The following is a 26,033-nucleotide window of genomic DNA, read 5'->3' on the forward strand; positions in this document are numbered from 1 at the left end:
TCAGCTCTCCTCGAAGGCGGTGTGCAGCAGCAGATGGGCGGGGGCGGGCGTGATGGCGCGCAGGGTGTGGCGGAAGACCACGGTGGTGGGGTCGTCGGGGACCACGCCCGCCGGGACGAAGCCGTGGTCGATGTAGAAGGAGGCGAAGGCGGCGTTGCGCGCGGTGGGGCGGTGGCGGGCCGTCACGCCCTGGGCGCCGGTGGCCGCCGCGTGCTCCAGGACGGCCGCCAGACAGGCGTGCTCGATGCCGCGCGAGAACACCCGGCAGCTCAGCACGTAGTTGTCGATGTGCACGTCGTGCGCGTCGCGGCGCAGGAACACCGCCCCGACCAGGCCGTGGTCGCCGAACCGGTCCCGGGCGTGGACCACCAGCACACCGCCGTCCGGGCGTTCGGCCCACCGCGTCACCTGCGGCAGCTGGAGCCGCTCGGGCGCGAGGTGGAACTGGTTGGTGCGCAGGGTGAGCTGGGAGACCCGGGGCAGCTCCTGGGGCTCCGGCGGGCGTACGGTCACCTCGATGCCGAGCCCGTCCAGATAGTCCTGGTACGAGCCGACGTCCTCGCGGAACTCCTGGCGCCGGGCCTCCGTGCGGTAGCGGCCCGCCCGCTCGCGGTCCTCGTCGGTGAGCACCGGCAGGTCGAACCAGCCGTCGGCGAGCAGCGCGGCCGGGTGCAGGGCCGGCTCCTCGTCGACCCGGACCACCGCGACCTGCGGCAGCTGCTCCCGTACCAGACCGCACTCGAAGGTGCTGTCGTCGACGAAGACGAAGCTGTCCAGGCCGATCCCGAGCCGTTCCGCGATGTCGCGCAGATTGTCGTGCTTGGCCGACCAGTTGGCGTTGACGCGCACGAAGTCGTCCTCGCGCAGCAGCATCGCGGGGTGTTCGCGCAGCGCCTCGCGCACCCGGTCCCCGTCGTTCTTGCTGCTCACCGCGAGCAGTACGCCCTGCGAGCCGAGCTGGGCCACCACGCGCTGGAACTCCACGAACGCCTCGCCGCGCAAGCCCCCGCCGAGCTCCACGCCGTCCACGCCGTCCTCGCCCAGCACCCCGCCCCACAGCGTCCCGTCCAGATCGAGGACCAGGCACTTGCGGGTGCGGCCGAGCAGCCCGGTGACGAGGTGGCCGACGTCGCGGGCGTAGCTCGCGAGCAGCCCCTCCGCGAGGCGCGCCTTGGCGTAGAGGCCGGTGCGCGGTTCGTACGCGGGAGTGCCCTGGGCGACCAGCGGGTCGAGGTCGACGACGATCAGCCCGGGGTGCTCCTCGGCGAGGGCCAGCAGCCCGCTGTTGAACTCCCGCCACACCACCCCCAGCCGGGCCCGCGAGCGCAGGTCCACCAGCTGACGGGCGTGGCCGTGCAGCAGCGGGACGGTGTTGAGGACCAGCGGGCCGCGCCCGCTCTCCTGGTGGGCGCGGACGGCCCGGCGGATCAGGTCGAGCCGGGAGCGGGCCGCGGCCTCGACGTCCGCCACCCGCCAGGGCAGCGGCACCTCCTCGAAGACGGTCTGCGCGTCCAGCAGGCAGAGGGTGAGGCGCGGCCGAGGACCGGACCCGGAGCCGCCGGGCCCGAGCAGGTCCGCGAGGTACGAGCCGTACGGCGAGACCACCGGGTCCAGGAGCAGCCCGTGGCGCGCCAGCTCGGCGGTGAGCGGGGCGACCAGCGGGGCGACGGTGGACTGGCCGGTGACGGCGACCCGGACCACCGGCACGTCCGGGTGGTGGCGGGCCACCTCCTCGCGGTCGAGCCGGGCGAGCAGCTGTCCGGCGGCGGGCAGCCGCGGCTCCGGCAGCCGGGCGAGCAGGGCCCGTACCGAGGGGTACTCGGCCTCCAGCCGTCCGGCCGCGTACAGGCCGCGCAGGGTGCTCAGCGCCTCGGGGTCGCGCCAACCGCCGCCCGTGGCGGGTGCGTCGAGCGGTTCGATGGTGGTCATGCGCGCTCCAGGGCGATGCCGGACTTGATCCACTTGCTGGACTCCACGGCGACGGTGACGGCGCGCCCGCCGCCCTGCCACTGGCCGAGCAGCTCGGCGAGTTGCAGGAAGGGCAGCGCGTTGCCGTTGTTGCCGACCGTGCGCACCACGTTGACGCGCCGGGCGAGCGGGGCGGGCATCGCCTCGGAGATACGGTCGCTCATCCGGCCGGAGAGCTGCGGCGGCAGGAGGTAGTCCACCTGGTCGGCCGTCCAGCCGACATCCCCGACGAGCTCCCAGAACATCTGGGTGGCCAGGACCGGAACGGCCGCCTCGATCGCCTTGTAGTCCTCGGAGACGGCGGTGCGGTCGCTGTGCCGGTCGCCCAGGCCGAACCAGTCGATGACCTGGCCGGGCGCCTTGCCGAGGCCCACCAGGCGGTTGAGCACCTGGCGGATCTCGACGCGCTCGCCGAGCGGCTCGGCGCTGAGCACGGCCGCGCCCGCCCCGTCCCCGAACAGGATGTAGTTGACGAGCTCGGCGGAGGTGCGCGAGCCGGGGTCGAAGTCGGTCTCCAGATGCTTGGCGCAGACGTCGCCGCCGATCACCAGGACGGTCGAGCAGCGCCCGGCCAGCAGCAGGGTGCGGGCCACGTCGAGCGCCTGCACGGCCCCGGCGCAGCCGGACTGGAGCTGGTAGGTGGGGACGTTGTCGATGCCGAGGCGGTCGGCCACCAGGTTGACGGTGGCGGGCATCAGCTGGTCCGGGGTGGCGGTGCCCATCACGACGCAGTCGATGTCGACGGCCTCCAGGCCCGCCGCGGCGAGCGCCCGGTCCGCGGCGGTCGCGGCGATGTCCGCGAGGGAGTGGCGGACCTGGCCGGTCGCCAGGTCGACGGCGAAGTGCCGGCTGACGTTGCCGATGAACATCTCGGCCCACTGCTCGTCGACGCCGACGAGCTTGGCCAGGGTGGCGTTGTCCACCGGTTCGCCCGGCAGACAGGTGCCGACCGAGACCAGATGGGCGACGGGGGCGGGTGACGGGCTCATGTGCGCGGTCCTTCCGGGGCGGACGGCTCGGACGGGGCGGTGGAAGCGGTCGGTACGAGCAGGCGCTCGCCCAGATAGCGGCTGAGGTCGCCGACGGTCTCCAGGCTCGCCAGCAGCTCCTCGACGGGCAGGCTGCCGAGCTCGGGCAGCTCGTTCTCGATGCGCGTCTTGAGCTCCATGACCTGGATCGAGTCGAAGCCGAGGTCCTCGGCGAGGCGGGAGCGGTCCCGTACCGCCGCGGGGTCGTGCCCGCCGACCCGGCACACCAGACGGCGCGTCACCTCGGAGACCCGGTGGGGGGAACCACCGTCCGGGATCGGCGGGCACGTTTCCGCGGTGGCCGCCGCAGGCGGTTCCGCGGCTGCCGCGTCCGTGGCGGGGAGGCGGGGCGCGGGCAGTTCGGGGGCGGTGGCCGAGCGCCAGGCGCGGAAGCTGTCGTCGAAGACGTACGGCGGCAGCCGGCGCGGCACCCGGTCGGCCGGCGGGTACAGGCTGTCCCAGGCGGGGGTGACCCCGGCGCTCCACAGCTGCCCGAGCAGATGGTGCAGGGGGTGGCGGGGCGCGCGCTCGCCCGGGTGGGCGGCCAGGCAGCTCACGGGTTCCGCGCCGGACGGCCGGAGCCGGGTGAGCAGGGGGGTGAGCACGGCGCGCGGGCCGACCTCCACGATGTGGGTGACACCAGACGCGTACAGCTCGGCGGCGGCGTCGGCGAACCGTACCGGCGCGGTGAGCTGGCGTGCCCAGTATGCGGCGTCCATCCGCTCCTCGCCGCCCATGACCCGTCCGTACACGGTCGAGAAGACCGGCAGGGCGGGCTCGCGCACCTGCACGTCCGCACCCTCGGCGCGGAACGGCTCGACGGCGGGCCGCATCAGCGGGGAGTGGAAGGCGTGCGAGACGGTCAGCGGGCGGGCGGTGACGCCCCGGTCGGCCAACGCGGCTCGCATCAGGGCGAGTTCGTCCAGGTGACCGGCGACCACGGTGCTGCGCGGCCCGTTGACAGCCGCGACGCACATCCGCCCGGGGGCGGTGAGCAGCGCCTCCACCTCCGCCTCGGGCAGCGGTACGGCGAGCATGCCGCCGCCGTCCGGCAGCGCCTCCATCAGCGCGCCCCGGCGGGCGACCAGGCGCGCCGCGTCCGCCGGGTCGAGCACCCCGGCCGCGCACGCGGCGGCGAACTCGCCGATGCTGTGGCCGATGACGGCGGCGGGCCGGACCCCGGCGTCGACCAGGGCGCCCGCCATCGCGTACTCGACCGCGAAGAGCGCGGGCTGGGCCAGTCCCGTGCGGTGCACGCCGGGGTCGCCCTCCAGCACGGCGTCGCGCACCGACAGGCCGAGGTGAGCGGCCAGGTGCCCGTCGATCTCGTCGAGGAGGCGGGCGTAGCCGGGCGAGGTGGTGTACCAGGAGGCCGCCATGCCGGGGTGCTGGGCGCCCTGGCCGGTGAACGCGAACGCCACCGCGGGTGCCGTGCGGCGCACCGCGCCGTCCTCGTCGTGGGTGCGGCCGGCCGCCTCGCGCAGCCCCGCCACCAGGGTCGCCAGATCGCCCGCGGCGACGGCGACCCGGTGCGGCAGCCGGGACTTGACGCGGTTGCTGGTCCAGCACAGCTGGGCGAGCCGGTCCTCGGGCTGCCGGGCCAGCGCGTCGGCCTGGGCCAGCAGATTGGGGCCGAGCTGGCGTGCGGAGCGGGCCGAGACGGTGAACACGCCCGGGACCCGCTCGCCGGAGCGGTGCACCGCGCGCGGCGGCGAGGAGAGCACCGCGTGCGCGTTGGTGCCGCCCATGCCGAAGCTGCTGACGGCCGCGTGCACGGTGCCGGACGGCAGCCGCAGCGGGGACCTGAGCAGCGTCAGACGCCGCCCGGACAGCTGGAGCTTCGGGTTCTCGTCGTCGGCGAACCGGCTGGGCGGCACCGTCCGGTGGTGCAGCGCGAGCACGGTCTTGACCACTCCGGCGATTCCCGCGGCCCCCTCGGCGTGCCCGAAGTTGCTCTTCACCGAGCCGAGCGCGACGCTGCCGCCGCTGCGGCCGCTGGTGAGGTGGCCGAGCGCCTGGGCCTCCATCATGTCGCCGAGCAGGGTGCCGGTGCCGTGCGCCTCGATGAAGCCGATGTCGTCGGCGCCCACCTCGGCCGAGCGCCAGACCCGCTCGATGAGCTGCTGCTGGGCCCACCGGTTGGGCGCGGTGATGCCGTTGCTGCGGCCGTCCTGGTTGACACCGGTGCCGCGCAGCACCGCGTAGACGGGCTGGCGGTCGGCGAGCGCGTCGGAGAGCCGGCGCAGCACCAGGACGGCGACGCCCTCGGCGCGCCCGATCCCGTCGGCCGAGGCGCTGAACGGCTTGCAGCGGCCGTCGGGCGCGGACAGGCCCGCCTGGGTGTAGAAGATGTTGAGGACGGGCGTCATGATCAGGTTGGTGCCGCCGGCGAGCGCGTAGTCGCAGTCGCCGGCCCGCAGCGCGCCCGCGGCGAGGTGCAGCGCGACCAGCGACGACGAACAGGCCGTGTCGACGGCCAGGCTGGGGCCCTTGAGGTCCAGGTGGTACGAGACGCGGTTGGCGCCCATGAAGTAGCCGTTGCCGGAGCCGTGCCGGGCGGTGATCCCGTCGTAGTCGGCCAGCTGGAGGTGGGCCCACTCGTTGGCCATCACCCCCACGAACACCCCGGTGTCGGTGCCGGCCAGGTCCTCGGGAGCCATGGCCGCGTCCTCGATGGCCCGCCAGGAGCACTGGAGCAGCAGCCGCTGCTGCGGGTCCATGGCCGCCGCCTCGCGCGGCGCGATGCCGAAGAACGCGGGGTCGAAGGCGTCCGGGTCGTCGATGAAGCCGCCGCGCACGGTGTTGGAGCGCCCGGGGGGCCGGGCCTCGCCGGGGGCGGCCGGGTCCGCCAGCCGGTAGCGGTCCGCCTCCCAGCGCTCCTCGGGGACGCGCCGGGTGCCGTCCCGGCCCTCCATGAGGAGCTTCCAGAACTCCTGGGCGTCCCGGGCCCCGGGGAAGCGGCAGTCGAGCCCGACGACCGCGACCGGTTCGGGTGCGCTCACGAGGCGGCCCCGGTGTCCCCCACGGCGAGCAGCTCGGCCAGGTGCCCGGCGATGGCCCGTACCGTCGGGAAGTCGTAGGCCAGGGTCGGCGGGACCGCCAGCAGATGGCGCTCCTCTATCTCGCCGCAGATGCCGATCGCGGCCACCGAGTCGATGCCGTAGTCGGCGAGCGGGGTCGTCGGGTCGATCTCCCGGGCGGGCCGGTGCAGATGGAAGGCCACCCGGTCGGTGAGCCACTTCTCCAGGTCCGCGGGGGCCAGCACGGGGGTCTGCGGCCGGATCGCGATGCGGGTGTCGGGGGCTATGGACATGAGGATCCTCTTCCTTGGGTCCTTGGGGGCGCTCGGTGGGCCGGGCGGGCTCAGCGGCCGGGGGCGGCCAGCGGAGCGGACTGCTCGGCGCTCTCGGCCGGCCGGGCGACGAGGGCCGCCACCGGCCGTTCCAGGCGCTGGTGGAGTACGGGCAGGGCGCCGTCGGTGAACAGACGGCGCATCAGGGTGCGCTGGGTCTTGCCGCTGGTGGTCTTGCGGACCGCGCCGGGGCGCACCAGGACCACACTGGCGGCGGGGAGCTGGAACCTGCGGCTGAGCACCGTCTGGACCTGGGCGGCGAGGGCGGGCAGGTCGTGCTCGCCCTGGGGGCTGGGGCGGACCTCCTGCACCACCACGACGTGCGAGCGGTCCCCCTCCTCCTCGCCGACGGTGAACACCGCGCCGCCGCCGCGCCGCAGGGCGGGCCCGGAGTCCTGCACGGCCTGCTCGATGTCCTGCGGATAGAGGTTGCGGCCGTGGTGGATGAGCATCTCCTTGATGCGGCCGGTGACGAACAGCTCGCCGTCCACGAGGGCGCCCAGGTCGCCGGTGCGCAGGAAGCCGGCGCGGCCGTCGGCGGTCTCGGCGCGGAAGGTCTCGTCGGTGGCCTCGGGCCGGTTCCAGTAGCCGCGCGCCACCGAGGGGCCGCGCAGCCAGATCTCGCCGACCTGTCCGTCCGCCAGCACCTCGCGGGTCATGGGGTCGACGATGAGCACCTCGCTGCTCGCCGGGGCGCCGCAGCCCACCAGGGTCCTGGAGGCGCGGTCGGGGCGGGCGGGCCGCAGCTCGTGCTGCTCCAACTGGTGGGCGTCCACGTCCAGTTCGACGTGCCGGGTGGTGGTGTCCCCGGCGGTGGCGAGCAGGGTGTTCTCGGCCAGGCCGTAGCAGGGGAACAGCGCCTCGGGGCGCAGCCCGTTGGCGGCGAACCGCGCGGTGAAGGTGCGGATGGTGGCGGCGCGCACCGGCTCGGCCCCGTTGAGCGCCACCCGCAGGCTGGACAGGTCCAGCCCCTGGGCCTGCTCCTCGGTGGTGCGGCGGACGCACAGCTCGTAGCCGAAGTCGGGCGAGGCGGTGCCCTCGACGCGGTAGTCGTGGATCATCCGCAGCCAGCGGTGCGGCTGCTTGATGAAGGAGATGGGCGACATCTGGACGCTGGTGCCGCCCATCCACAGCGGGTGCAGCGTCATGCCGATCAGACCCATGTCGTGGTAGAGCGGCAGCCAGCTGCCGGTGACGACACCGGGTCCGGTGAGCATCGCGCGGTGGATGGCCTCCTGGTTGGCGGCCAGGTTGGCATGTGTGACCATGACGCCCTTGGGGCGGCTGGTGGAGCCCGAGCTGTACTGGAGGAAGGCGACGTCGTCGTCGCGGACCTGCGGCGGGAACCACAGCGCGGGGTCCTCGCCGTCGTCCTCGGTCGTCAGACACACCACGTCCTGCTCGCCCGAGGCGGCCAGCCAGGCGGCGAGCGCCTGGCGCTGCTCGGGCACGGTGAGGACGGCGCCCACCGAGGCGTCCCGCAGGATGCCGCTGACCCGGGCGAGCCGCTCGCCGGGCTCGTCCGGCAGCGGCGCCGGGATGGCTGTCCGCCCGGCGTAGAAGCAGCCCAGGAACGCGGTGACGAACTCCAGGTCGGGCGGGTAGAGCAGCAGCACCGGGCGGCTCGGGTCGCCCAGCGACTCCTGGCGCAGCCGGGTGGCGACGAGCCGGGCGCGGCGGTCGAGCTCGCCGTAGCTGAGCTCCTCGGGCCGCATGTCCCGCCCGTCCTCGTGCAGGTACACGAACGCGGGCCGGTCGGGGTGCTGCTCGGCTCCGGCGCGTACGGCCTCGGTCAACGTCTGGTGCATCTCTTCCCCTGTCGGTCTGTCCGGGCTGGCGCGGCACCAAGTGCCATCTGTCGAACCATCGTTGGTGGGAAGCGAAAAGGACGTGTAAAGGCAGCCTTGAGGTGCACGTCGCAGCTTCGGAGGTTCCCGCAGGGTGCGCGGGGGAGGGGGAGAGCGAGGGGTGTTCACACGTGGAGGAAGGAGAAGTTGGCACCCAGTGCCGCAAGCTCTCCTCACTCTCCCGTCACCCAGATGTGAGTCAACACTGTTTCGATACGCCATTGACTCGATTGGCGGGCAGGTCTAGCGTCGTCAACCGCACGGCCACAGACGGCAGTTCACGCAGCACCCTCTTCCTTCCGAGGAGCGGCACCCGTGACCACTCAGCTCGCAACCGGTACGACCGAGCAGGACCAGGCCGCCGCCCACCGCTGGTGGGTCCTGGGCGTCCTCGTGGTGAGCCTCCTGCTCGTGGTCCTCGACACCTCGATCCTGAACGTCGCCCTGAAGACGCTCGCCGAGCCCGCACCCCGGGGCCTGGGCGCCTCCTCCAGCGCGCTCCAGTGGTCGGTGGACTCCTACACGCTGGTCTTCGCGGCCCTGCTGTTCAGCACCGGCGTGCTGGCCGACCGCTGGGGCCGCAAACGCACCCTGGTGGCCGGGCTCGTCGTCTTCGGCGGCTGCTCGCTCTGGTCCGCCTACGCGGGCAGCGCGGGTGAACTCATCGCGGCCCGCGCCGGACTCGGCGTCGGCGGCGCGCTGGTGATGCCGGCCACCCTGGCGATCATCATGAACGTCTTCCCGCCCGCCGAACACGCCAAGGCCGTCGGCATCTGGGCCGGGGCCGCGGGCCTCGCGGTCGCGGTCGGCCCCATCACCGGCGGCGCGCTCCTGGAGCACTTCTGGTGGGGCTCGGTCTTCCTCATCAACATCCCGATCGTGGTGATCGGCACGGTCGCCGCGCTGGTCGTGGTGCCGGAGTCCAAGGACCCCGGGCGCGGCGGCTACGACCCGCTGGGCGTCGCCCTGTCCGTGGCCGGACTGACCCTGCTGGTGTACGGGGTGATCCAGGGCGGCGAGTCGGACGACTGGGCGGCGGGCCGGGTGTGGGGCACGATGCTGGGCGGGCTCGCCGTGCTGGCCGCCTTCGTCCTGTGGGAGCGGCGGGCCCGGCGCCCCGCGCTGGACGTGGCGCTGTTCCGCGTGCCGCGCTTCTCGGCCGCCGTCACCGTGATCGGCCTGGTGTTCTTCGCGCTCCTCGGCGCCACCTTCTTCCTGGTGTTCTACCTCCAGAGCGTGCGCGGCTGGACCCCGCTCCAGGCCGGGTACTGCCTGCTGCCGCTGGCCGTCGCCCAGCTGGCGTTCTCGCCGCCCGCCACCCTCGCCGCCAAGCGGATCGGGGTGCGCCCGGTGTGCGCCTTCGGGATGGCCCTGACCACCCTGGCGTTCCTCACCGTCGCCACCGTCGACGAGCACACCTCGCTGTGGCTGCTCGAATCCGTCTTCTTCGTGCTCGGTGTGGGCATCGCCTGTGTGATGCCGCCCGCCACCGCCGCCGTCATGTCGGCGCTCCCCCGGCAGCGCGCGGGCACCGGTTCGGCCGTCAACACCACCTTCCGCCAGGTGGGCGGCGCGCTCGGGGTCGCGGTCCTCGGCTCGGTGCTGTCCACCGCGTACCGCTCGCGGATGACGGACCACCTGGACGCCGTGCCGGACCGGCTGCGCGGCAAGGCGGGGGAGTCCGTCCAGAGCAGCCTCGCCGTGGCCGACGCGCTCGGCCCGCGCGGCGCCGCCCTCGCGGACCACGCCGTCACCTCGTTCGTCTCCGCGATGCACCTCACCGCACTGGTCGCCGCGGGGGTCACCTTCCTGGGTGCCCTCGTCAGCCTGCTCCTGCTGCCCGCCCGCACCCCGGACGGGCCCGTCGGGGCGGAGGAAACCGCCAGGGTCCACCACTCCTCGGAGGTCTGAGCATGCCACCACCCGTTCCACCGGAGGCCGAGGGCGCCGCGCCCGCCGGCCTCCGCCCCGTGTCCACGCCCACCGCCCGGCCCCCCGGCCGCGGCGGACGCCGGCGCGACCCCGCGGCCGACCGGTCGATCCTGGAGAGCACCCTGGGCCTGCTGGGCGAGGGGTGCAGCTTCAGCGCGCTGTCGATGGACCTGGTGGCGCAGCGGGCCGGGGTCGCCCGCGCCACCGTCTACCGCCGCTGGCGCAACAAGGAGGAGCTGGTGCTCGCGGCCCTGAGCAGCCTCGACGTGCCCGTCACCCCCTCGGACGGACTGCCCCTGCGCGACCGTCTCGTGGACCTGGTCGACCAGATCCGCCACCGCGGCCAGGACACCAATCTGCACCGCCTGCTCGCCGGCCTCCTCGGGGAGGCGGTGCACCGGCCGCAGCTGGTGCAGCGCTACGAGGACAGCGCGGTCGCCGCACGGAGGGACGCCATGCGGCAGGTGCTGCGCGACGGGCTGGACAGCGGGGAACTGCGCCCCGGTCTCGACGTCGACCAGGCCATCGAGCTGCTCACCGGGCCGATGCTGGCGCGGCTGATCCTGCGTCAGCGGCCCGTGGAGTCGGTCGCGTTCGCGCAGGCCATCGTCGACACCTTCCTCGACGGCACCAGGACCCACCCCACACCCCGGTAGCCCGGCCGCCTCCCTGGCCGGGCACCGGCGTACGCACTGGTCGGCCGCGCAGCCGCGCGGAGCCATCCGCCCGTCCCCGCGGACGGGTCCCGAACCACCTCCCCACCCAGGAGCCGCAACCATGAAGTTCCTCTTCGACGACCCCGCCTTCGACTACCAGGCCTTACGCGCGGCCGGCTACGCCGACTTCGGCGGCGCCCAGCTCGGCGAGGTCATCGCGGTCGCCTCGCGCATCCCCGGCGGCGACACCGACGCCTGGCGGCGCGAGTGGACCGCGCTCGCCGAACGCGTCCACGGCCTCGCCACGGCCGCGCTCGCCCAGCACCGCACCGTCGACGCCCGCTCCGCGCTGCTGCGCGCCCACACGTACTACCGCACCGCCGAGTTCTTCCTGCGCGACGACCCGCTGCGCGACCCCGAGGCGGCGCGGTTGATGCGGCTCTCCAAGGAGACCTTCGCCGAGGCCGCCCGGCTCATGGAGCGCCCGCCCGAGTTCGTCCGCATCCCGTACGGGGACGGCTCGCTGCCGGGGTACTTCTACCGGGCCGACGACTCCGAGGGGCCGCGCCCCACGCTCATCCACCACGGCGGCATCGACTCCACCCTCGAAGAGGGCCACTTCTTCATCGCGGCCGCCGCCCAGGCGCGCGGCTACCACTGCCTCTGCTTCGAGGGGCCCGGGCAGGGCTCGGTGCTGCGCGAGCAGCAGCTCACCTTCCGGCCGGACTGGGAGGAGGTGGTCACGCCCGTGGTCGACTTCGCGCTCGCGCAGCCGGGGGTGGACCCCGACCGCGTCACCCTGGTGGGCACCAGCCTCGGAGGGCTGCTCGCGGTGCGCGCCGCCGCCTTCGAGCACCGGCTGGCGGGGTGCGTCGCCCATGACGCCGTCTGGCAGCTGGGCGACGTGGTGTGGCTGCCGCCGTTCGTCCTCGAATGGGTGGAGCAGGGCTGCGACGACTTCGCCAACCCCGTGATGTACGGGATCGCCGTCCAGCAGACCTTCACGCGCTGGCTGCTGCGGCAGGCGATGTGGACGTTCGGGGCGGACAGCCCGGCCCAGCTGCTGCGCAGGATGCCCGCGTTCAGCCTGGCGGACGTGGTGGGGCGGGTGCGCTGTCCGGTGCTGGTGCTCGACGCCGAGGAGGACATGTTCTTCGCCGGTCTGGAACACGCCAAGAAGGTGTACACCGGTCTGAACAGCCCCAAGACCCTGCATGTCTTCACCGCGGACGGGGGCGGGGGAGCGCACTGCCACTCCGGCTCGATGAGCCTCTTCCACGACCGGGTCTTCTCCTGGCTGGCCGAGGCGCCGAAGGCCGGGGCCGCGGAGCCCGAACCCGTGCCGTCCGTCTGACGGTCGGCACACGCACGCCCGAGGCGGGCGGCCCGGGGGACACCCGGCCGCCCGCCTCGGGCACTTCTGTATGCGGCCCTCTGAATTAGTAATCGAATTCTCGCTGATTGATGGCCGAAATGGCTCCTGGGTGCTGCGCTCCAGGTGTTATCGCCCTTTTAATGGTTACGTAACGAGTGCTCGACTACGATGTTTATCGGCAATCGCGTGAATCTTGGGCGCGAGGGCCTGGGGTGAACGGGGAGATCCGAACTAGTTGAATGCCCGGCATGCATTCAAGGGGGTTGCGTCACGTGTCCCTGTCCTATGCACGAACGAGTCATCCGCTGCGCTACGAGGTGCTGGGGCGACTGCGGGTGACCTGCGGCGACGTCGATCTGACGCCGGCGCCACCGAAGATCGGCAAGCTGCTGGCTCTGCTGACGATCCGGGCAGGGGAGACGGTACCGGGCGACAAACTCATGGCGGAGCTCTGGGAACAGCATCCGCCGCGCTGTGCGGCGGCGAGCCTGCGGGTCTATGTGTCGCAGCTGCGCAAGCTGCTCGCCACACCGGGGCGGGCGTCGCCGATCGTCACCGTTTCCCCGGGTTACATTCTCGACATCAGCCAGAACCAACTCGATGTCCGGATCTTCGAGCGGCTGTATGAAAGCGGCCGGGCACGTTACCTGGCGGCCGACTACCCGGCCGCGTCCGAGTGTCTGAGAAATGCCCTCGCCCTGTGGCGGGGGCCCGTTCTGGACGGCATGTCGGGCTCTTCGGAGATCAGCTCGTTCGCCGCCGTGGCAGACGAGAAACGGCTGAACTGCATCGAGCTGAATATTGAATCAGCCCTGGCGCTGGGCCGCCATCACGCGGTGATAGAGGAGCTCAAGGGACTGGTCGTCCAGCACCCGCTGCGCGAGCCGTTCTACCGGCAGCTGATGGCCGCCCTCTACCGCGTCGGGCGCCAGGGCGACGCCCTGGGCGTCTACCGCAGCGCCCGCCAGGTGATCCGGGAGGAGCTCGGCGTCGAGCCGGGCCCGCCGCTGCGGCTCACCCAGGAGGCGATCCTGCGGGCCGATCCGGCCAGGCTGGAAGCCGTCGGGGTGACGGCGTCGGCGCGCTGAGACCCTGTCCTCCAACCACCCCCGGACCGCGTCGGCTCGGACCGCACCCCGAGCCGGCGCACGAGGTCAGAGAACCCGCCGCAGGGACTGCGGTGTGAGGTCCGCGAGCGTGGGATAGCCGTCCACGGCCATCAGCAGATCGGCCTCGGCGAGCAGCGAGCGCAGTACGTGGACGACGCCGTCGGTACCGCCGAGCGCCAGTCCGTACGCGTACGGGCGCCCCACTCCCACCGCTGTGGCGCCCAGCGCGAGGGCCTTCACCACGTCCGTCCCGCTGCGGACACCGGAGTCGAACAGCACGGGCAGAGTCCCGGCCGCCTCGACCACACCGGGCAGCGCGTCGAGGGCCGGCAGCCCGCCGTTGGCCTGGCGGCCGCCGTGGTTGGAGCAGTAGATGCCGTCCACGCCGCCGTCGCGGGCGCGTCGGGCGTCCTCCGGGTGGCAGATGCCCTTCACGACCAGCGGCAGCTCCGTCAGCGACCGCAGCCAGGGCAGATCGTCCCAGGTGAGCGGAGCGCCGAAGAGCTGCGCCCAGCGCAGCACGGCGGCTCTGGGGTCCTCCTCCGGGGTGCGCTCGAGCCCGGCCCGGAATATCGGGTCGGAGAAGTAGTTGGCCAGGCAGTGGCCGCGCAGCTGGGGGAAGTTGCCGGTGCTCAGGTCGCGCGGGCGCCACCCCGTCACCCAGGTGTCCAGGGTGACCACGACGGCCTTGAAGCCCGCCTTCTCGGCGCGCCGCACCAGGCTCTCGGCCAGCTCGCGGTCGGTGGGGGTGTACAGCTGGAAGAAGCCGGGCGTCGAGCCCGACTCGGCGGCGACCTGCTCCATCGGGTCGACGGTCAGCGTCGAGGCGACCATCGGGACGCCGGTGCGGGCGGCCGCCCGGGCCGTGGCCAGATCGCCGTGCCCGTCCTGGGCGCACAGTCCGAGGACCCCGATCGGAGCCATGAACAGCGGCGACGGCAGCGTCATCCCGAACAGCTCCACCGACAGGTCGCGCCGCGCGGCCCCGACGAACATCCTCGGATACAGCCCCCAGCGCTCGAAGGCGCCGACGTTGACCCGCTGGGTGTGCTCGTCGCCCGCGCCGCCCGCCACGTACGACCACAGGGAGGGACCGAGCGCCGCCTCGGCGCGGGACTCCAACTCCCCGTACGTGAGGGGGAAGCGCGGCGACACACCGCCGAGCCCCTCGAAGTAGATCTCGTTCTGGTAGAAACCGAACGGCTGGTTCATCAGACGGCCCTCTCCCCTCGATCCCGCTCCCACGGGCCCTCGCCCGGGCGCCCCTACAGTGCCCCATCGGACGCCGACGCCGCTTCACGCGGGCGGATAGGCGCGGTTGCGTACGAGCTCGAGGGTGAGACGGGTGAAGGCGCGGGCGGCGGCGCTCTCGTACGCGCTCTCGCGCCGCAACAGGGTCACCGTGCGGGCGGGCAGAGGGGGTTCGAGGGGGACCGGGCGCAGATACGGGTGGTCGTGCGTGACCGCGTCGGGCAGCACCGTGGCCAGCGGGGTGCGCCGGACGATCTCGGTGAGCGCCTGGACGGAGTTGGCCTCCACGGCGATGTCCGGCCGCACCCGGTGTGCGGTGAGGTAGGCGTCGATGTGGCCGCGGGTGGCGAAGTCGCCGCTGAGCAGGGCGAGTCGGCGGTGTGCCAGCTCATGGACGGGCAGCGGACCGGGGGTGTCGGGGGCGTCGGCGGTCACCAGCGTCAGCGTCTCGGTGAACAGGGGCGCCCCGCTGACACCGGGCAGACGGGGCCGGTCGAAGGCGATGCCGAGGTCGAGCTCGTCGGCCAGCAGCCCGGCCTCGATCCGGTCCTGCGCCATTTCCCTGACGTCCAGGGCGAGACCGGGGTGGCGGACGTGCAGCTCGGCGACGAGGGGGCCGGTGAGATACGCGGTGAAGGTCGGCGTCACCGCCAGCCGCAGACCGCCGCGCGACAGGTCGGCCACGTCCAGGACGGCCCGCTCGGCGGCGGCCAGCTCCCGCAGCGCCCGGCGGGCGTAGTGGACGTACGTCTGGCCCGCGTCGGTGAGCCGTACGGTCCGGCCGGTGCGGTCCAGGAGCTGCGCCCCCACCGTGCGTTCGAGCTGTTTGACCTGCTGGGAGAGCGTGGGTTGGGAGATCCGCAGCTCCTCGGCGGCGCGGGTGAAGCCGCCGTGCTCGGCGACGGCGAGCAGATAGCGCAGATGACGCAGTTCCGGAGCCATGAGACCAACTATAGATGAGACCAATAGAAGAGATGTTCAGTACGTCTTGGACGCTATAGGTCCAGGTCATGCATGGTGGATCTCGTCAGCCCGCAAGGGCGACAGCCACTGAAGGGAGTGACATGCACGACCTCACCGAGGGCGTCGCGCGGTTCCGCCGTGACGTCTTCCCGGCCAAGGCGGACCTTTTCGCCACATTGGCCGGCACCCATCGGCCCGGCACGCTGTTCATCGGCTGCTCCGACGCCCGAGTGGTGCCCGAGCTGATCACCCAGAGCGAGCCGGGCGACCTGTTCGTCATCCGCACCGCGGGCAACCTCGTCCCGGCCCACGGCCCCGCCGGCGACGGGGTGGCGGCGAGCGTGGAGTACGCGGTCGCCGTCCTCGGCGTCACCGACGTCGTGGTGTGCGGGCACTCCGCCTGCGGGGCGATGACCGCGCTCGCCGAGGGCCACGACCTGGAGGGCCTGCCGGCCGTCGGCGACTGGCTGCGCCATGCCGACGCCTCCCGGGCACGCACCACCGCCACGGGCGGAGACCGGGTGAGCGCCCTGGTGCGCGAGAACGTCCGCGCCCAGCTCGCCAACCTCGCCACCCACCCCTCGGTGGCCCGCGCCCTCGCCCGGCACACCCTCACCCTGCACGGCTGGGTCTACGACATCCCCACCGGCACCGTCGAGGAACTCGGCGCCCGCCCGGCCGCCACCGCCGCCTGACCGGACCCCACTTCACCCATCCTCTCGGAAGGAACCAACTCCCCATGCAGCACGCCCAGTTCGACCCCGCCGCCCGCCAGGCCCTCGCCGTCACCGCCGTCGAGGCCAAGCTCCGCAAGGACCTCTCCTGGCAGCGGATAGCCGACGTCACCGGTCTGTCGGTCGCCTTCGTCACCGCCGCCGTGCTCGGCCAGCACGCCCTGCCCGCCGACGCCGCCAAGGCGGTCGCCGAGCTCCTGGGCCTGGACGACGAGGCCGCGATGCTGCTCACGACCATCCCGACGCGCGGCTCCCTCCAGGGCGGCACCCCGACCGATCCGACGATCTACCGCTTCCACGAGATGCTCCAGGTGTACGGCACCACGCTGAAGGCACTGGTCCACGAGCAGTTCGGGGACGGCATCATCAGCGCGATCAACTTCAGGCTGGATGTGCGCAAGGTCGCCGACCCCGAGGGCGGCGAGCGCGCGGTGATCACCCTGGACGGCAAGTACCTGCCGACCAAGCCGTTCTGACCCGTGGCGCGAGGGCGGCGGGCCGTCCCCCACGACGACCCGCCGCCCGCTCGCCGTCTCCCCCTACGCCGCGTGCAGCGCCAGCGTGGGGGAGAGCCGTGCCGCCCGTACCGCCGGATACAGGCCCGCGACCGTGCCGATCAGCAGGGTCGCCCCGAAGCCGCCGGCGACCGCCCACAGCGGGACCACCCACGGCAGCCCGCCCGAGGAGGCGTACACCCCGGTCGCGGCCGCGCCGAGACCCACACCCGCCAGCCCGCCGAGGCCCGAGAGCATCAGCGACTCCGCGACGAACTGGATCCGGATCTGGCCCCGGGTGGCGCCCAGCGAACGGCGCAGCCCGATCTCGTGGCGGCGCTCCAGAACCGAGATGATCATGGTGTTGGCCACCCCGACGCCGCCCACCAGGAGCGCGATCCCGCCCAGCCCGAGCAGCAGCGTGGACAGGGCGCCCTCGGTCGCCGCCTTCGCCTGGAGGGCAGCCGAGGGATCGCTGACGGAGACGTTCTGCGGATTGCGCGGGTCGACGGTCGGGGCGAGCAGCTTCTGCACCTGCCGCACCGAGGCGTCGGTGGACCGCTCGTACACGGCCGTGGGGTGGCCGTCGAAGCCGAGCAGCCGCTGCGCCGCCGCCCAGCCGACCAGCGCCGACCGCTCGATCTCGGGCGCCAGCGGCAGCGGGTCCAGGACGCCGACGACCGTGAAGTACCGGTCGCCGATCCACACCTGCTGCCCCGGGCCGGTGACGCCGAGCCGGCCGGCGGCGACATGGCCGAGCACCACGGACGGATAGCGGCCGTTGGCGGCGTTCAGCCAGGTGCCCGAGGTGACCTTGCCGCGCAGCACCTGGAGCAGCCGCTCGCTGCCCGCCTTGACCGCGATCCCGCCGGTCTCGCCCTTGGGGATCTTCTCGGTGCGCCGCACGGACTGCTTGAGGTCACCGGTGGCGCCCACCTCCCGCACCCCGGCGATGCGCCCCACCATGCCCGGCGCGTCCTTGGGCAGCTTCACCTGCTGCCCGCTGAACATGCTCTCGCCGGGCTTGGCCACCAGCATGTTGGTGCCCAGCGCGTCCAGTCGGCGCATCAGCTGCGCCTGACTGGAGGCCGAGATACCGACCACCGCGATCATCGTCGCGATGCCGATGGCGATCCCCAGTGCCGAGAGCACCACCCGCACCGGACGGCTGCGCAGCCCGGCCGAGCCGACGTGCAGCACGTCCCGGGGGCCCAGGCGCGCCGCCCTGAGACGCGTGCCGCCCGAACGAGGGGAACCAGGTGTGCCGGAGGCACTGGAGGTCAGCACGCCGCGACCTTTCCCCGTGCGGTGTCCGCGACGACCCGTCCGTCGCGGATGCGGACCTGGCGGGGGAGCCCCGCCGCCGTCTCGGTGTCATGGGTGATGACGGCGATGGTCGCCCCCTCCTGGTTGAGTGCGTGCAGCAGCTCCATCACGGCCTGACCGGACGCCGAGTCCAGCGCCCCGGTCGGCTCGTCCGCCAGCAGCAGATCGGGCTCGCCGACCACGGCCCGGGCGATGGCGACGCGCTGCTTCTGCCCGCCGGACAGCTCGTGCGGGCGGTGCTTCATCCGGTCCGCCAGGCCCACCCGGGCCAGCGCGTCGGCGGCCAGGGAGCGGCGCCGGGCGCGTGGGAGCCCCGAGTAGAGCAGGCCCTCGGCCACGTTGTCCCGGGCGCTGACGCCCGGCACCAGATGGAACGCCTGGAAGACGAAGCCGATGTGCTGCGCGCGCAGCGCCGAGAGACGCCGGTCGGTCAGCGAGGCCACGTCGTGGCCCGCGATCTCCACGGTCCCGGCGGAGGGCCGGTCCAGGGTGCCGACGATGTGCAAAAGGGTGGACTTGCCGGAGCCGGACGGGCCGACGATCGCCAGCAACTCGCCCCGCGCGACGGTGAGATCGACCCCGTCGAGGGCCCGGACGCCTCCCGCGTACTCCTTGGTGACCCCCGAGAGCCGGACGACCGTGCTCATACGGACGGCACCCCGACCTTCGTTCCCTCGCGCAGCCCGCTGCCGCTGACCTCCACGCGCCCCTGCCCGAACATCCCGAGCTCGACCGCGACCTCGCGGGCGGTGCCGTGCTCCACCACCTGGACCCCGAAGCCGCCGCCCGGCAGCGCCAGCAGCGCGTTGACCGGGACGGACAGGACGTCCTTCCTCGTCTCGCCGGTCAGCTCGACGGTGACGGGCGCCTGGTCGAAGCCGTCGACCTTCTTCGGGTCGTCGAAGGAGACCGTGATCTCGATCTTCGGCGTCCTGTCCTGGGCGTCGTCGCCGGGCTTCGCGGTCTTTCCGACACCGCTCACCCGGCCCGGCGCCCTGGTGCCGTCCGGCAGCTGTACGGAGACCTTGGTGCCGGTCTTCGCGAGCCCCGCGTCCGCCACCGCCACCTTGAACCGGACGACCCGCTCCGAGCCGGTGACGGTGAGCACCGGCTTGCCGGGGCCCACCGGGTCGCCGGGCGCCGCACCCGCCTCCTTGATCCGCAGGGCGCTGCCCGCGAAGGCGATCTGGTCGGGTCCGAGCTGCCCGGTCTGCCAGAGGCCGTGGGACTTCTGCCAGCGCTTGACCGCGGCCGCGGTGGCCGCGGTGTACTCGTCGTCGACGGTGAGGCCGGTGTAGCCGAGCGCGGCCAGGTTCTCCTCCACCTGGCGCACGTCCTTGCCCTTGTCGCCGCTCTTGAGTGTCCGGTACATCGGCTCCGACCCGTACATCAGCCGCACCGGCCTGCCGTCCACTTCGTAGAGGCGGCCGTCGCGCCGCACGGTCGAACCCGTAGCGGCGATCCAGTTGAGGGTGCCGTCGGCGCCCGCGTTGATCCGGCGCTCGCCGAGGAAGCCGAGCGTCCCGTCCTGCTGGGAGCTGTCGCTGAGGTCGCCGCGGGTGACGGGCGTGGTGGCGGGCGGAAGGCCGGAGCGGTCCTCGGACTTCTTGTGGTCGGGGGTGCCGAGGGCGGTCACGGCGACGCCGCCCCCGGCGACCAGGACGATCGTGGTGAGCGCGACGGCCAGTCGGCGGCGGCTCATCGGCCGACGCTCTCGCACGCCTTGTTCGCCTTGTCGAACTTCGCCTTCTCGGCGCCCTCCGGGATGCGCTGGGCCGACATCATCCCGCCGTCGAACTTGGGGTCGGGCATGTTGAAGCCGTTCTCGCGCATGCACCGGGCGTACTTGAGCATCTTGTCCTTGTCCGCCTGGGTGGCACCCTGGCCGCCACCCGCGCCGCCGCCCTTGCCCGCGCACGCCTTGAGTGCCTTCTCCATCTTCTCCTTGCTCATACCGTCGCCGGAGATGCTCACGGCGCGCTCGTCCTGGCCGGGCTCGGGCTCCGGCACGTTCAGCCCCTGCTCGCGCAGGCACTTGCGGTGCTCCAGGGCCTGGTCGGCCTTCTTGCCCGCGTCGCCCACGCTGTCGCCGCCGTTCGAGCCCTTGTCGCCCGAGCAGCCGGTGGCGGCGAGCGCCAGCGCGCACAGGGCGGTGGCCGCCAGGATCCTGCCGAGGTGTCGCTGCGAAGTCGTCATGGCCCGGAGCCTGGCGCGCGGGGGTGTTTCGTTTCTCTCAGCGGATGCGTTAACAACGGCGAAAGGCCGCTTTCGGATACACAGGGGGAATGCGCGTACTGGTGGTGGAGGACGAGGAATTCCTGGCGGAGATGATCGCCGAGGGGCTGCGCCGTGACGCGCTCGCCGTGGACGTGGCCCCCGACGGCCCCGAGGCCCTGCGCAAACTGGCCCTCGGCGCGTACGACGTGCTGGTCCTCGACCGCGATCTGCCCGGTCTGCACGGTGACGAGGTCTGCCGCCACGTGGTCGAGGAGCGGCTGCTCACCCGGGTGCTGATGCTGACGGCCGCCGGGACCGTGCGCGACCGGGTGGAGGGCCTCGGCCTGGGCGCCGACGACTACCTCGCCAAGCCGTTCGCGTACGACGAACTCCTCGCCCGGGTCCTCGCGCTCGGCCGCCGGGCCCGGCCCGCGCTGCCGCCCGTCCTGGAGCGCGCCGGGCTCGTCCTGGACACCGCCCGCCGCCAGGCCAGCCGCGACGGACGCCATCTGCACCTGTCGCGCAAGGAGTTCGCGGTCCTGGAGGCGCTGCTGCGGGCCGAGGGCGCGGTGGTCAGCGGCGAGGACCTCATCGAGCAGGTGTGGGAGGAGCACACCAGCTACCGCACCAACGCCGTACGGGTCACCCTCAGCAAGCTGCGCGCCAAACTGGGCGAGCCGCCGGTGGTGGAGACGGTGCCCGGCGCGGGCTACCGGATCGGCGCGTGAAGTCCGAGCGGGCCCGGCTGACCGCGCTGTACGGAGGGCTCCTCGTCCTGGCGGGCGCGCTGCTCACGGGCGTCGTGTACGTACTGGTCCAGCAGGGGCTCTACACCTCCATCAGCACGGCCGTGACCACCGCCGTGCCGGCCAGGGAGCTGAAGGACCTGCCCACCGCCGCTCCCCGGCAGAGCGCCGTACCCGCGAGCCCGGCCCCGCTGCCGCCCGGTGCCGTACGGGGCCTCGCGGTCACCCGTACGCTCAGCGACGCGGCCGAGGACGCCGCGCTCAACCGGCTGCTCGCGGTCTCGGTGATCGTGCTCTGCGCGTACGCGGTGCTCTCCGTCGCGCTGGCCTGGTGGCTGGCGGGCCGGGTGCTGCGCCCGGTGGCCGTGATCACCGAGACCGCGCGGCGGCTGTCCGGCGAGAACCTGCACGAGCGGATCGCCCTGGAGGCGCCGCCGGGGGAGCTCAAGGAGCTCGCGGACACCTTCGACCAGATGCTCGGACGGATGGAGCAGCTCGTCTCGGCCCAGCAGCGGTTCGCCGCCAACGCCGCCCATGAGCTGCGCACCCCGGTGGCCGTCCAGCGGGCGGCGGCCGAGATCGGGCTCGCGGGCGAACCGGACGCGCCCAAGGTGGCCCGCATCCGCGCCAAGCTGATCGCCGTCGCCGACGACAGCGAGCGGATCATCGAGGGGCTGCTGCTGCTCGCCGCCTCCGAGCAGGGCCTGGAGCGCCGCGAGCCGGTGGCGCTGGACGAGGTCGCCCGTCAGGCGGTGGACGCGCTGGCGCGGGAGGCCGAGGAGCGAGGCGTCACCGTGACACTCCGGGCCGAGCCCCTGACCGTGTCCGGGGACGCGGTCCTCCTCGACCGGCTGCTGCACAACCTGGTGGCCAACGGCATCCGCCACAACGTGCCGCACGGCCGGGTCGAGGTCCACACCGGCCCCGACGGCCTCACGGTGTCCAACACCGGCCCGGAGATCCCCCCGGACACGGTCCACCTCCTCTTCGAACCCTTCCGCCGCCTCACTCCCCGCCACCGCCACGCCCCCGGCGAGGGAGCGGGCCTGGGCATGTCGATCGTCGAGGCGATCGCCCGGGCACACGGGGGGAGGGCTACGGCGTACGCGAACGGGGAAGGAGGTGGCCTCACCGTGCGGGTGACCTTTCCCGCAGCAGGTGCTTAGTCGCCCTCGATCAGCCGCTGCAAGCCCGGCGCATACAGATCCGCGACCCGCTCGGGCGAGGCGAGATTGCCCGCACCGGGCCGGTGCAGGCTCAGTGTCGCGCCCAGCCCCAGCAACTGTCCGGCGATCAACTCGGCCCGCAACTCCCCGTCGGGCCCGGGCAGCAGCCCGGAGAGCCGGGACGTCACCTGCTCCCGGAAGCGATCCCGCAGCAGCGTGCGCTCGTCGTCCCGCCCGAGCGAGAAGACGACCCGAAGCAGCGGATCACCCCGGAACTCGTCACGCAGCCGCAGCAGCGTGAGCACCAGATGGCGCCCCAGCGAGGCGGGCGGCGCCGCGAACAGCTCGTCGGCCACGGGCTGGAAGTCGGCCACGGTGTGGAACAGCTGCTCCTTGCTGCCGAACCGCTTCACGATCAGGGACGGGCTCACCCCCGCGTCGGCCGCGATGCCCCGCAGGGTCACCTCGGCGTAGGCGCGCAGGGCGAAGGCGCGGCGGGCGGCCCGCAGGATGGCGTCGCGCCCGGTGCCCTGCTCGGGGGCCGTACCGTCCCCAGGGGCGGTGGTCATCTGCCCTCCTGGGCCGCCGGCACCGATGTCGTCCCCGCGACCGTACCGGGCGCGGCCGTGGCGCGCTCCGGCCGCCGCGCGGGCAGGAACGCCGTCGCCACCAGGGCCGCGAGCGCGGCGCCCGCCGCGATCAGGAAGATCAGCAGATACGCGTGCAGGGTGGGCGCGGTGCGCCCGGCCGCCACGAAGGTGACATTGGCCAGGACCGCGGTGACCACGGCGCTGCAACACGCCTGACCCACCGAGCGCATCAGTGTGTTGATGCCGTTGGCGGCGCCGGTCTCGCTCACCGGGACGCCCTGCATCACTAGGGCCGGGAGCGCCGAGTACGCGATGGCGGTCCCGGCGGAGACCACGGTGGCGCCCGCCACGATCAGCCAGAGGCTGTGGCTGGTGAAGAACCGTACGAGGTAACCGACCACCATCACGCAGGCGGCCAGGGCGAGGGCGGTCCGGGGCCCGTACTTCGCGGAGATCTTGGCCGACACCGGCGACAGCGCGACCATCGAGAGCCCGCCGGGCAGCAGACACAGCCCGCTGACCACGATGGAGGCGCCCAGCCCGTATCCCGTGGCCTCGGGCTCCTGCACCATCTGCGCGGTCACCAGGGAGTTGGCGTAGAAGGCGAAACCGATGAAGAGAGCGGCGAGGTTGGTGAGCAGGACCGTGGGCCGCGCCGAGACCCGCAGATCGACCATCGGGGACTCGGTACGCAGCTCATAGCGCCCCCAGACGAGGGCCACCACCAGCGAACCGGCGAGCAGCCCGAGGGTGGGCGCCGAGGTCCAGCCCCAGTCGGCGCCCTGGGTGATCGCGAGCAGCAGACCGACCAGGGCGGCGGTGAGGCCGAGGGTGCCGAGCACGTCGAAGCGGCCCGGGGTGCGCACCGGGGACTCCGGCACGACCCAGAGCACCAGGAGCAGATCGAGCAGGCCGAGCGCGGCCGACGCCCAGAACATGGTGTGCCAGTCGAAGTTCTCCACGACCAGCGCCGCCACCGGGAGCCCCACGGCGGCGCCGATGCCCAGGGTGGAGCTCATCAGGGCTATGGACGGCAGCACCCGGGCCGGCGGCAGCTCGTCGCGGATGATGCTGATGCCGAGCGGGATGACGGCGAGGGCGGCGCCCTGGAGCGCCCGGCCCGCGATGAGCACACCGATGTCGGAGGTGGCCGCGCACAGCACGGACCCGGCGGTCAGCACACCGAGCGAGGCGAGCAGGACGCGCCGCTTGCCGTACATGTCGCCGACCCGGCCGAGGACCGGGGTGAAGACCGCGCCGGTGAGCAGCGTGACGGTGACGAGCCAGCCCGCGGCGCCCGGGGTGCTCCCGGTGAGCTCCGGCACGTGCGGCAGCAGCGGCACGACCAGCGTCTGCATCACGGCGACGACCACACCGCAGAAGGCGAGCACCGGCACGACGAACCGGGCACGGGGCGAGGGGGCGGGGGTGGCGGTCACCGCGGTCATGCTGCTCCAGAGGCCGAAAAGGGGGTGCACAACTGTTCACCCCCCATCAGGGTAAACGCTTGTGCACCCCCCGCGCCCCGTTTCCCTGGGGCGCGGGGAACTGCGCGCTCAGCCGACGACGGCCCGCAGACGAGCTACCTCGCACTCAGCCCCGCGAAGCCAGCCGCCGGAGCACCGCGATCACCGCACCGGACGCCTCCGACCCCGGCTCGATCAGCGTGTAATGCCCGGTGTCAGGCAGAACCACATGCTCCGCATCCGTATGCACCGCGACGTAGTCCGTGAACTGCCCGAGCGGCACCTCCTCGTCCACGGCCCCGTGCAGCACCACCGTCCGTACCCCCGTCGACCCCTTCCCCCGCAGCATCGTGAGCGGGTCGACCAGCGGGAGCCGCGCCCCGGCCTGTTCGGCGCCGCCGAGCAGTTGCAGCCCCGCCCCGTCGCTGAGGTCGTCGCGGATCGTCGCCGCCAGGTCCGTGATCGGGGCGAGACCCAGGATCGCGGTGGGCAGCCGGTCCGTGTACCAGGGCGAGCTCTCGGGCAGCAGCCCGCGCGCCCCGGCCCACAGGGCGAGATGTCCGCCGGAGCAGTGGCCCGCCAGGACGTACGGCCGCCCCTCGGGGATGGTGTCCACGGCGAGGGCGATGTCGTCGAAGGTGGCGGGGTAGCCGCCCGCCCCGCCCGACCGCCGGAAGCCCGGCAGCACCGTGGTGAACCCGGCCTTCGCCAGATGGGCCGCGAACGGGGTCAGATGCATCCGGTCGTAGCGCCAGTAGCCGCCGTGCAGCAGCATCACCATCGGCGCGTCCGGGTCCTCGGCCGGCCACAGGTCGTACACCTGGTGCGGATGCGAGCCGTACTTGCGGTGTACGGGGGCGAGCACCGGCCGGATGCTCAGCACCCGGCGCTCCTCCTCCAGCGCGAACGCGGAAGGGGTCCGGCGCGCGGGCGCGGGGGTCTCGGACACAGCGGGGGTCTCAGACATAGCTGCGGGCCGTCCAGAGCTCGGGGAACACGGACCGGCGGGCGCGCTTCTCCAGCCACGCGACCCCGGGGGAGCCGCCGCTGCCCGCCTTGGCGCCCATCGCCCGGCGGGTCGCCAGCAGATGGTCATGGCGCCAGCGCAGCACCAGCTCGGCGACCTCGGTGAGCTCCTCGCCGAGGCGCACCAGCGGGCTGTCCTGCGGCCCGGCGTACACCTGCCGCCACACCTCCTCCACCCAGGAGTCCGGCTGGTAGGGCTCGGTCACCTCGCGCTCCACCACGTGCTCCGGCACCGGAAGCCCGCGCCGGTAGAGGAAGCGCAGCACCTCGTCGTAGAGGGAGGGCTCGGCCAGCGCCTCCTCCAACTCGGCGTACACGGCGGGGTCCCCGCGGTGCGCCTGCACCATGGAGCGGGACTTGTCGGCGAGCAGGAACTCCATGTGCCGGTACATCGCCGACTGGAACCCGGAGGCCTCGCCGAACGCCGCGCGGAATCCGTTGAACTGGGCCGGGGTCAGCGCCGCCAGCGGGGCCCAGGAGTCGTTGAGCGCCTGGTGCGAGCGGCGGCTGCGGCGCAGCGCCTCCATCGCCTGCTCCAGGTCGTCCTTCGACAGGGCGTCCCGGGCCGTGCGCCACTCGTACACGATGAGGGTGAACCACAGCTCCATCACCTGGGTGGTGACGATGAACCCCATCTCACCGGGGTCGTTGGAGAGCGGCCGCTGGAGGGAGGACAGCAGGGAGGCGTGGACGTAGTCGTCGTACGGCGTCGCCCCCTCGAACCGCACCTGGGGCGCCTCGTCGGCGGCCGAGGGCGCGGCGAGGGCGCTGGTCTGCTCGGTCATGG

The 26,033-nt window shown here is 73.3% G+C and carries 23 protein-coding genes; 8 read left to right on the forward strand and 15 right to left on the reverse strand.

The window, feature by feature from the left end; all coding sequences use genetic code 11:
- Genes ABD236_RS06350 through ABD236_RS06370 form a run of 5 tightly spaced genes read right to left on the reverse strand, consistent with a single transcriptional unit; the run spans position 1 to position 8,156 of the window.
- Entirely contained in the window at positions 1-1,929 is a 1,929-nt protein-coding gene (locus ABD236_RS06350; protein WP_344071021.1) for an HAD-IIIC family phosphatase, read from the reverse strand.
- On the reverse strand, positions 1,926-2,957 hold the full coding sequence (locus ABD236_RS06355; RefSeq protein WP_344071023.1) for a 3-oxoacyl-ACP synthase III family protein: 1,032 nt from the start codon (positions 2,955-2,957) through the stop codon (positions 1,926-1,928). Before ABD236_RS06355 ends, ABD236_RS06350 begins: the two co-directional genes overlap by 4 nt.
- On the reverse strand, positions 2,954-5,998 hold the full coding sequence (locus ABD236_RS06360) for a type I polyketide synthase (protein WP_344071025.1): 3,045 nt from the start codon (positions 5,996-5,998) through the stop codon (positions 2,954-2,956). Before ABD236_RS06360 ends, ABD236_RS06355 begins: the two co-directional genes overlap by 4 nt.
- Entirely contained in the window at positions 5,995-6,309 is a 315-nt protein-coding gene (locus tag ABD236_RS06365) for an acyl carrier protein (protein ID WP_344071028.1), read from the reverse strand. Before ABD236_RS06365 ends, ABD236_RS06360 begins: the two co-directional genes overlap by 4 nt.
- 50 nt (positions 6,310-6,359) lie before the next feature.
- Complete coding sequence (locus tag ABD236_RS06370) at positions 6,360-8,156, reverse strand: fatty acyl-AMP ligase (RefSeq protein WP_344071030.1); 1,797 nt, start codon at positions 8,154-8,156, stop codon at positions 6,360-6,362.
- A gap of 354 nt (positions 8,157-8,510) precedes the next feature.
- On the opposite strand from ABD236_RS06370, the gene ABD236_RS06375 reads away from it, so the two are divergent.
- From ABD236_RS06375 to ABD236_RS06390, 4 genes are all read left to right on the forward strand, one after another.
- On the forward strand, positions 8,511-10,106 hold the full coding sequence (locus ABD236_RS06375) for a DHA2 family efflux MFS transporter permease subunit (RefSeq protein ID WP_344071032.1): 1,596 nt from the start codon (positions 8,511-8,513) through the stop codon (positions 10,104-10,106).
- Between the two features lie 2 nt (positions 10,107-10,108).
- Positions 10,109-10,783 carry a TetR/AcrR family transcriptional regulator gene (locus ABD236_RS06380; protein WP_344071034.1) on the forward strand — a complete coding sequence of 225 codons (675 nt, stop codon included), beginning with the start codon at positions 10,109-10,111 and terminating at the stop codon, positions 10,781-10,783.
- A gap of 121 nt (positions 10,784-10,904) precedes the next feature.
- A complete protein-coding gene (locus tag ABD236_RS06385; protein WP_344071037.1) occupies positions 10,905-12,137 on the forward strand; it encodes an alpha/beta hydrolase family protein in 1,233 nt (410 codons plus the stop codon).
- A 293-nt stretch (positions 12,138-12,430) separates the two neighbouring features.
- Positions 12,431-13,246, forward strand: coding sequence for an AfsR/SARP family transcriptional regulator (locus ABD236_RS06390; protein WP_344071039.1), 816 nt, complete (start codon positions 12,431-12,433; stop codon positions 13,244-13,246).
- 66 nt (positions 13,247-13,312) lie between these two features.
- Here the strand turns inward: ABD236_RS06390 and ABD236_RS06395 are convergent, their stop codons facing one another.
- Positions 13,313-14,479, reverse strand: coding sequence for an alpha-hydroxy-acid oxidizing protein (locus ABD236_RS06395; protein WP_344071042.1), 1,167 nt, complete (start codon positions 14,477-14,479; stop codon positions 13,313-13,315).
- A gap of 84 nt (positions 14,480-14,563) precedes the next feature.
- Positions 14,564-15,460: a transcriptional regulator CynR gene (gene cynR, locus ABD236_RS06400; RefSeq protein ID WP_344071044.1), complete on the reverse strand. Its 897-nt coding sequence runs from the start codon at positions 15,458-15,460 to the stop codon at positions 14,564-14,566.
- Positions 15,461-15,582: 122 nt separating this feature from the next.
- Here cynR and ABD236_RS06405 point away from each other — a divergent pair, with 122 nt between their 5' ends.
- Together ABD236_RS06405 and cynS are read left to right on the forward strand one after the other, a co-directional pair.
- Positions 15,583-16,176: a carbonic anhydrase gene (locus ABD236_RS06405; RefSeq protein ID WP_344071047.1), complete on the forward strand. Its 594-nt coding sequence runs from the start codon at positions 15,583-15,585 to the stop codon at positions 16,174-16,176.
- Positions 16,177-16,220: 44 nt separating this feature from the next.
- Positions 16,221-16,691: a cyanase gene (cynS, locus tag ABD236_RS06410; RefSeq protein ID WP_344071049.1), complete on the forward strand. Its 471-nt coding sequence runs from the start codon at positions 16,221-16,223 to the stop codon at positions 16,689-16,691.
- 63 nt (positions 16,692-16,754) lie between these two features.
- Here the strand turns inward: cynS and ABD236_RS06415 are convergent, their stop codons facing one another.
- Genes ABD236_RS06415 through ABD236_RS06430 form a run of 4 tightly spaced genes read right to left on the reverse strand, consistent with a single transcriptional unit; the run spans position 16,755 to position 20,231 of the window.
- Positions 16,755-17,996 (reverse strand): ABC transporter permease, encoded by a 1,242-nt coding sequence (locus ABD236_RS06415; protein WP_425543821.1) that lies wholly within the window; start codon positions 17,994-17,996, stop codon positions 16,755-16,757.
- Positions 17,990-18,682, reverse strand: coding sequence for an ABC transporter ATP-binding protein (locus ABD236_RS06420; RefSeq protein ID WP_344071051.1), 693 nt, complete (start codon positions 18,680-18,682; stop codon positions 17,990-17,992). The genes ABD236_RS06415 and ABD236_RS06420 overlap by 7 nt, the downstream gene beginning before the upstream one ends.
- On the reverse strand, positions 18,679-19,737 hold the full coding sequence (locus ABD236_RS06425) for an efflux RND transporter periplasmic adaptor subunit (RefSeq protein ID WP_344071053.1): 1,059 nt from the start codon (positions 19,735-19,737) through the stop codon (positions 18,679-18,681). Before ABD236_RS06425 ends, ABD236_RS06420 begins: the two co-directional genes overlap by 4 nt.
- Positions 19,734-20,231 carry a hypothetical protein gene (locus tag ABD236_RS06430; RefSeq protein ID WP_344071055.1) on the reverse strand — a complete coding sequence of 166 codons (498 nt, stop codon included), beginning with the start codon at positions 20,229-20,231 and terminating at the stop codon, positions 19,734-19,736. The genes ABD236_RS06425 and ABD236_RS06430 overlap by 4 nt, the downstream gene beginning before the upstream one ends.
- Positions 20,232-20,320: 89 nt before the next feature.
- Here ABD236_RS06430 and ABD236_RS06435 point away from each other — a divergent pair, with 89 nt between their 5' ends.
- Positions 20,321-20,980: a response regulator transcription factor gene (locus tag ABD236_RS06435; protein WP_344071057.1), complete on the forward strand. Its 660-nt coding sequence runs from the start codon at positions 20,321-20,323 to the stop codon at positions 20,978-20,980.
- Positions 20,977-22,164 carry a sensor histidine kinase gene (locus ABD236_RS06440; RefSeq protein ID WP_344071059.1) on the forward strand — a complete coding sequence of 396 codons (1,188 nt, stop codon included), beginning with the start codon at positions 20,977-20,979 and terminating at the stop codon, positions 22,162-22,164. Before ABD236_RS06435 ends, ABD236_RS06440 begins: the two co-directional genes overlap by 4 nt.
- Here the strand turns inward: ABD236_RS06440 and ABD236_RS06445 are convergent.
- From ABD236_RS06445 to ABD236_RS06460, 4 genes are all read right to left on the reverse strand, one after another.
- Entirely contained in the window at positions 22,161-22,733 is a 573-nt protein-coding gene (locus ABD236_RS06445) for a TetR/AcrR family transcriptional regulator (protein ID WP_344071061.1), read from the reverse strand. The genes ABD236_RS06440 and ABD236_RS06445 overlap by 4 nt on opposite strands.
- Positions 22,730-24,202 carry an MFS transporter gene (locus ABD236_RS06450; protein ID WP_344071063.1) on the reverse strand — a complete coding sequence of 491 codons (1,473 nt, stop codon included), beginning with the start codon at positions 24,200-24,202 and terminating at the stop codon, positions 22,730-22,732. Before ABD236_RS06450 ends, ABD236_RS06445 begins: the two co-directional genes overlap by 4 nt.
- Positions 24,203-24,347: 145 nt before the next feature.
- On the reverse strand, positions 24,348-25,187 hold the full coding sequence (locus ABD236_RS06455; RefSeq protein WP_425543822.1) for an alpha/beta hydrolase family protein: 840 nt from the start codon (positions 25,185-25,187) through the stop codon (positions 24,348-24,350).
- Positions 25,180-26,031, reverse strand: a complete 852-nt coding sequence (locus ABD236_RS06460; RefSeq protein WP_344071067.1) for a tryptophan 2,3-dioxygenase — start codon at positions 26,029-26,031, stop codon at positions 25,180-25,182. The genes ABD236_RS06455 and ABD236_RS06460 overlap by 8 nt, the downstream gene beginning before the upstream one ends.
- Positions 26,032-26,033: the final 2 nt, after the last annotated feature.

The sequence above is a fragment of the Streptomyces crystallinus genome, assembly GCF_039521265.1.
GTDB lineage: Bacteria > Actinomycetota > Actinomycetes > Streptomycetales > Streptomycetaceae > Streptomyces > Streptomyces crystallinus.

What these genes read in the sequence shown, in the direction of transcription:
- ABD236_RS06350 (WP_344071021.1), bottom strand. Translation starts at nt 1,929, where the DNA reads ATGACCACCATCGAACCGCTCGACGCACCCGCCACGGGCGGCGGTTGG.
- ABD236_RS06355 (WP_344071023.1), bottom strand. Translation starts at nt 2,957, where the DNA reads ATGAGCCCGTCACCCGCCCCCGTCGCCCATCTGGTCTCGGTCGGCACC.
- ABD236_RS06365 (WP_344071028.1), bottom strand. Translation starts at nt 6,309, where the DNA reads ATGTCCATAGCCCCCGACACCCGCATCGCGATCCGGCCGCAGACCCCC.
- ABD236_RS06370 (WP_344071030.1), bottom strand. Translation starts at nt 8,156, where the DNA reads ATGCACCAGACGTTGACCGAGGCCGTACGCGCCGGAGCCGAGCAGCAC.
- ABD236_RS06380 (WP_344071034.1), top strand. Translation starts at nt 10,109, where the DNA reads ATGCCACCACCCGTTCCACCGGAGGCCGAGGGCGCCGCGCCCGCCGGC.
- ABD236_RS06385 (WP_344071037.1), top strand. Translation starts at nt 10,905, where the DNA reads ATGAAGTTCCTCTTCGACGACCCCGCCTTCGACTACCAGGCCTTACGC.
- ABD236_RS06395 (WP_344071042.1), bottom strand. Translation starts at nt 14,479, where the DNA reads ATGAACCAGCCGTTCGGTTTCTACCAGAACGAGATCTACTTCGAGGGG.
- cynR (WP_344071044.1), bottom strand. Translation starts at nt 15,460, where the DNA reads ATGGCTCCGGAACTGCGTCATCTGCGCTATCTGCTCGCCGTCGCCGAG.
- ABD236_RS06405 (WP_344071047.1), top strand. Translation starts at nt 15,583, where the DNA reads ATGCACGACCTCACCGAGGGCGTCGCGCGGTTCCGCCGTGACGTCTTC.
- cynS (WP_344071049.1), top strand. Translation starts at nt 16,221, where the DNA reads ATGCAGCACGCCCAGTTCGACCCCGCCGCCCGCCAGGCCCTCGCCGTC.
- ABD236_RS06420 (WP_344071051.1), bottom strand. Translation starts at nt 18,682, where the DNA reads ATGAGCACGGTCGTCCGGCTCTCGGGGGTCACCAAGGAGTACGCGGGA.
- ABD236_RS06425 (WP_344071053.1), bottom strand. Translation starts at nt 19,737, where the DNA reads ATGAGCCGCCGCCGACTGGCCGTCGCGCTCACCACGATCGTCCTGGTC.
- ABD236_RS06430 (WP_344071055.1), bottom strand. Translation starts at nt 20,231, where the DNA reads ATGACGACTTCGCAGCGACACCTCGGCAGGATCCTGGCGGCCACCGCC.
- ABD236_RS06435 (WP_344071057.1), top strand. Translation starts at nt 20,321, where the DNA reads ATGCGCGTACTGGTGGTGGAGGACGAGGAATTCCTGGCGGAGATGATC.
- ABD236_RS06445 (WP_344071061.1), bottom strand. Translation starts at nt 22,733, where the DNA reads ATGACCACCGCCCCTGGGGACGGTACGGCCCCCGAGCAGGGCACCGGG.
- ABD236_RS06450 (WP_344071063.1), bottom strand. Translation starts at nt 24,202, where the DNA reads ATGACCGCGGTGACCGCCACCCCCGCCCCCTCGCCCCGTGCCCGGTTC.
- ABD236_RS06455 (WP_425543822.1), bottom strand. Translation starts at nt 25,187, where the DNA reads ATGTCTGAGACCCCCGCTGTGTCCGAGACCCCCGCGCCCGCGCGCCGG.
- ABD236_RS06460 (WP_344071067.1), bottom strand. Translation starts at nt 26,031, where the DNA reads ATGACCGAGCAGACCAGCGCCCTCGCCGCGCCCTCGGCCGCCGACGAG.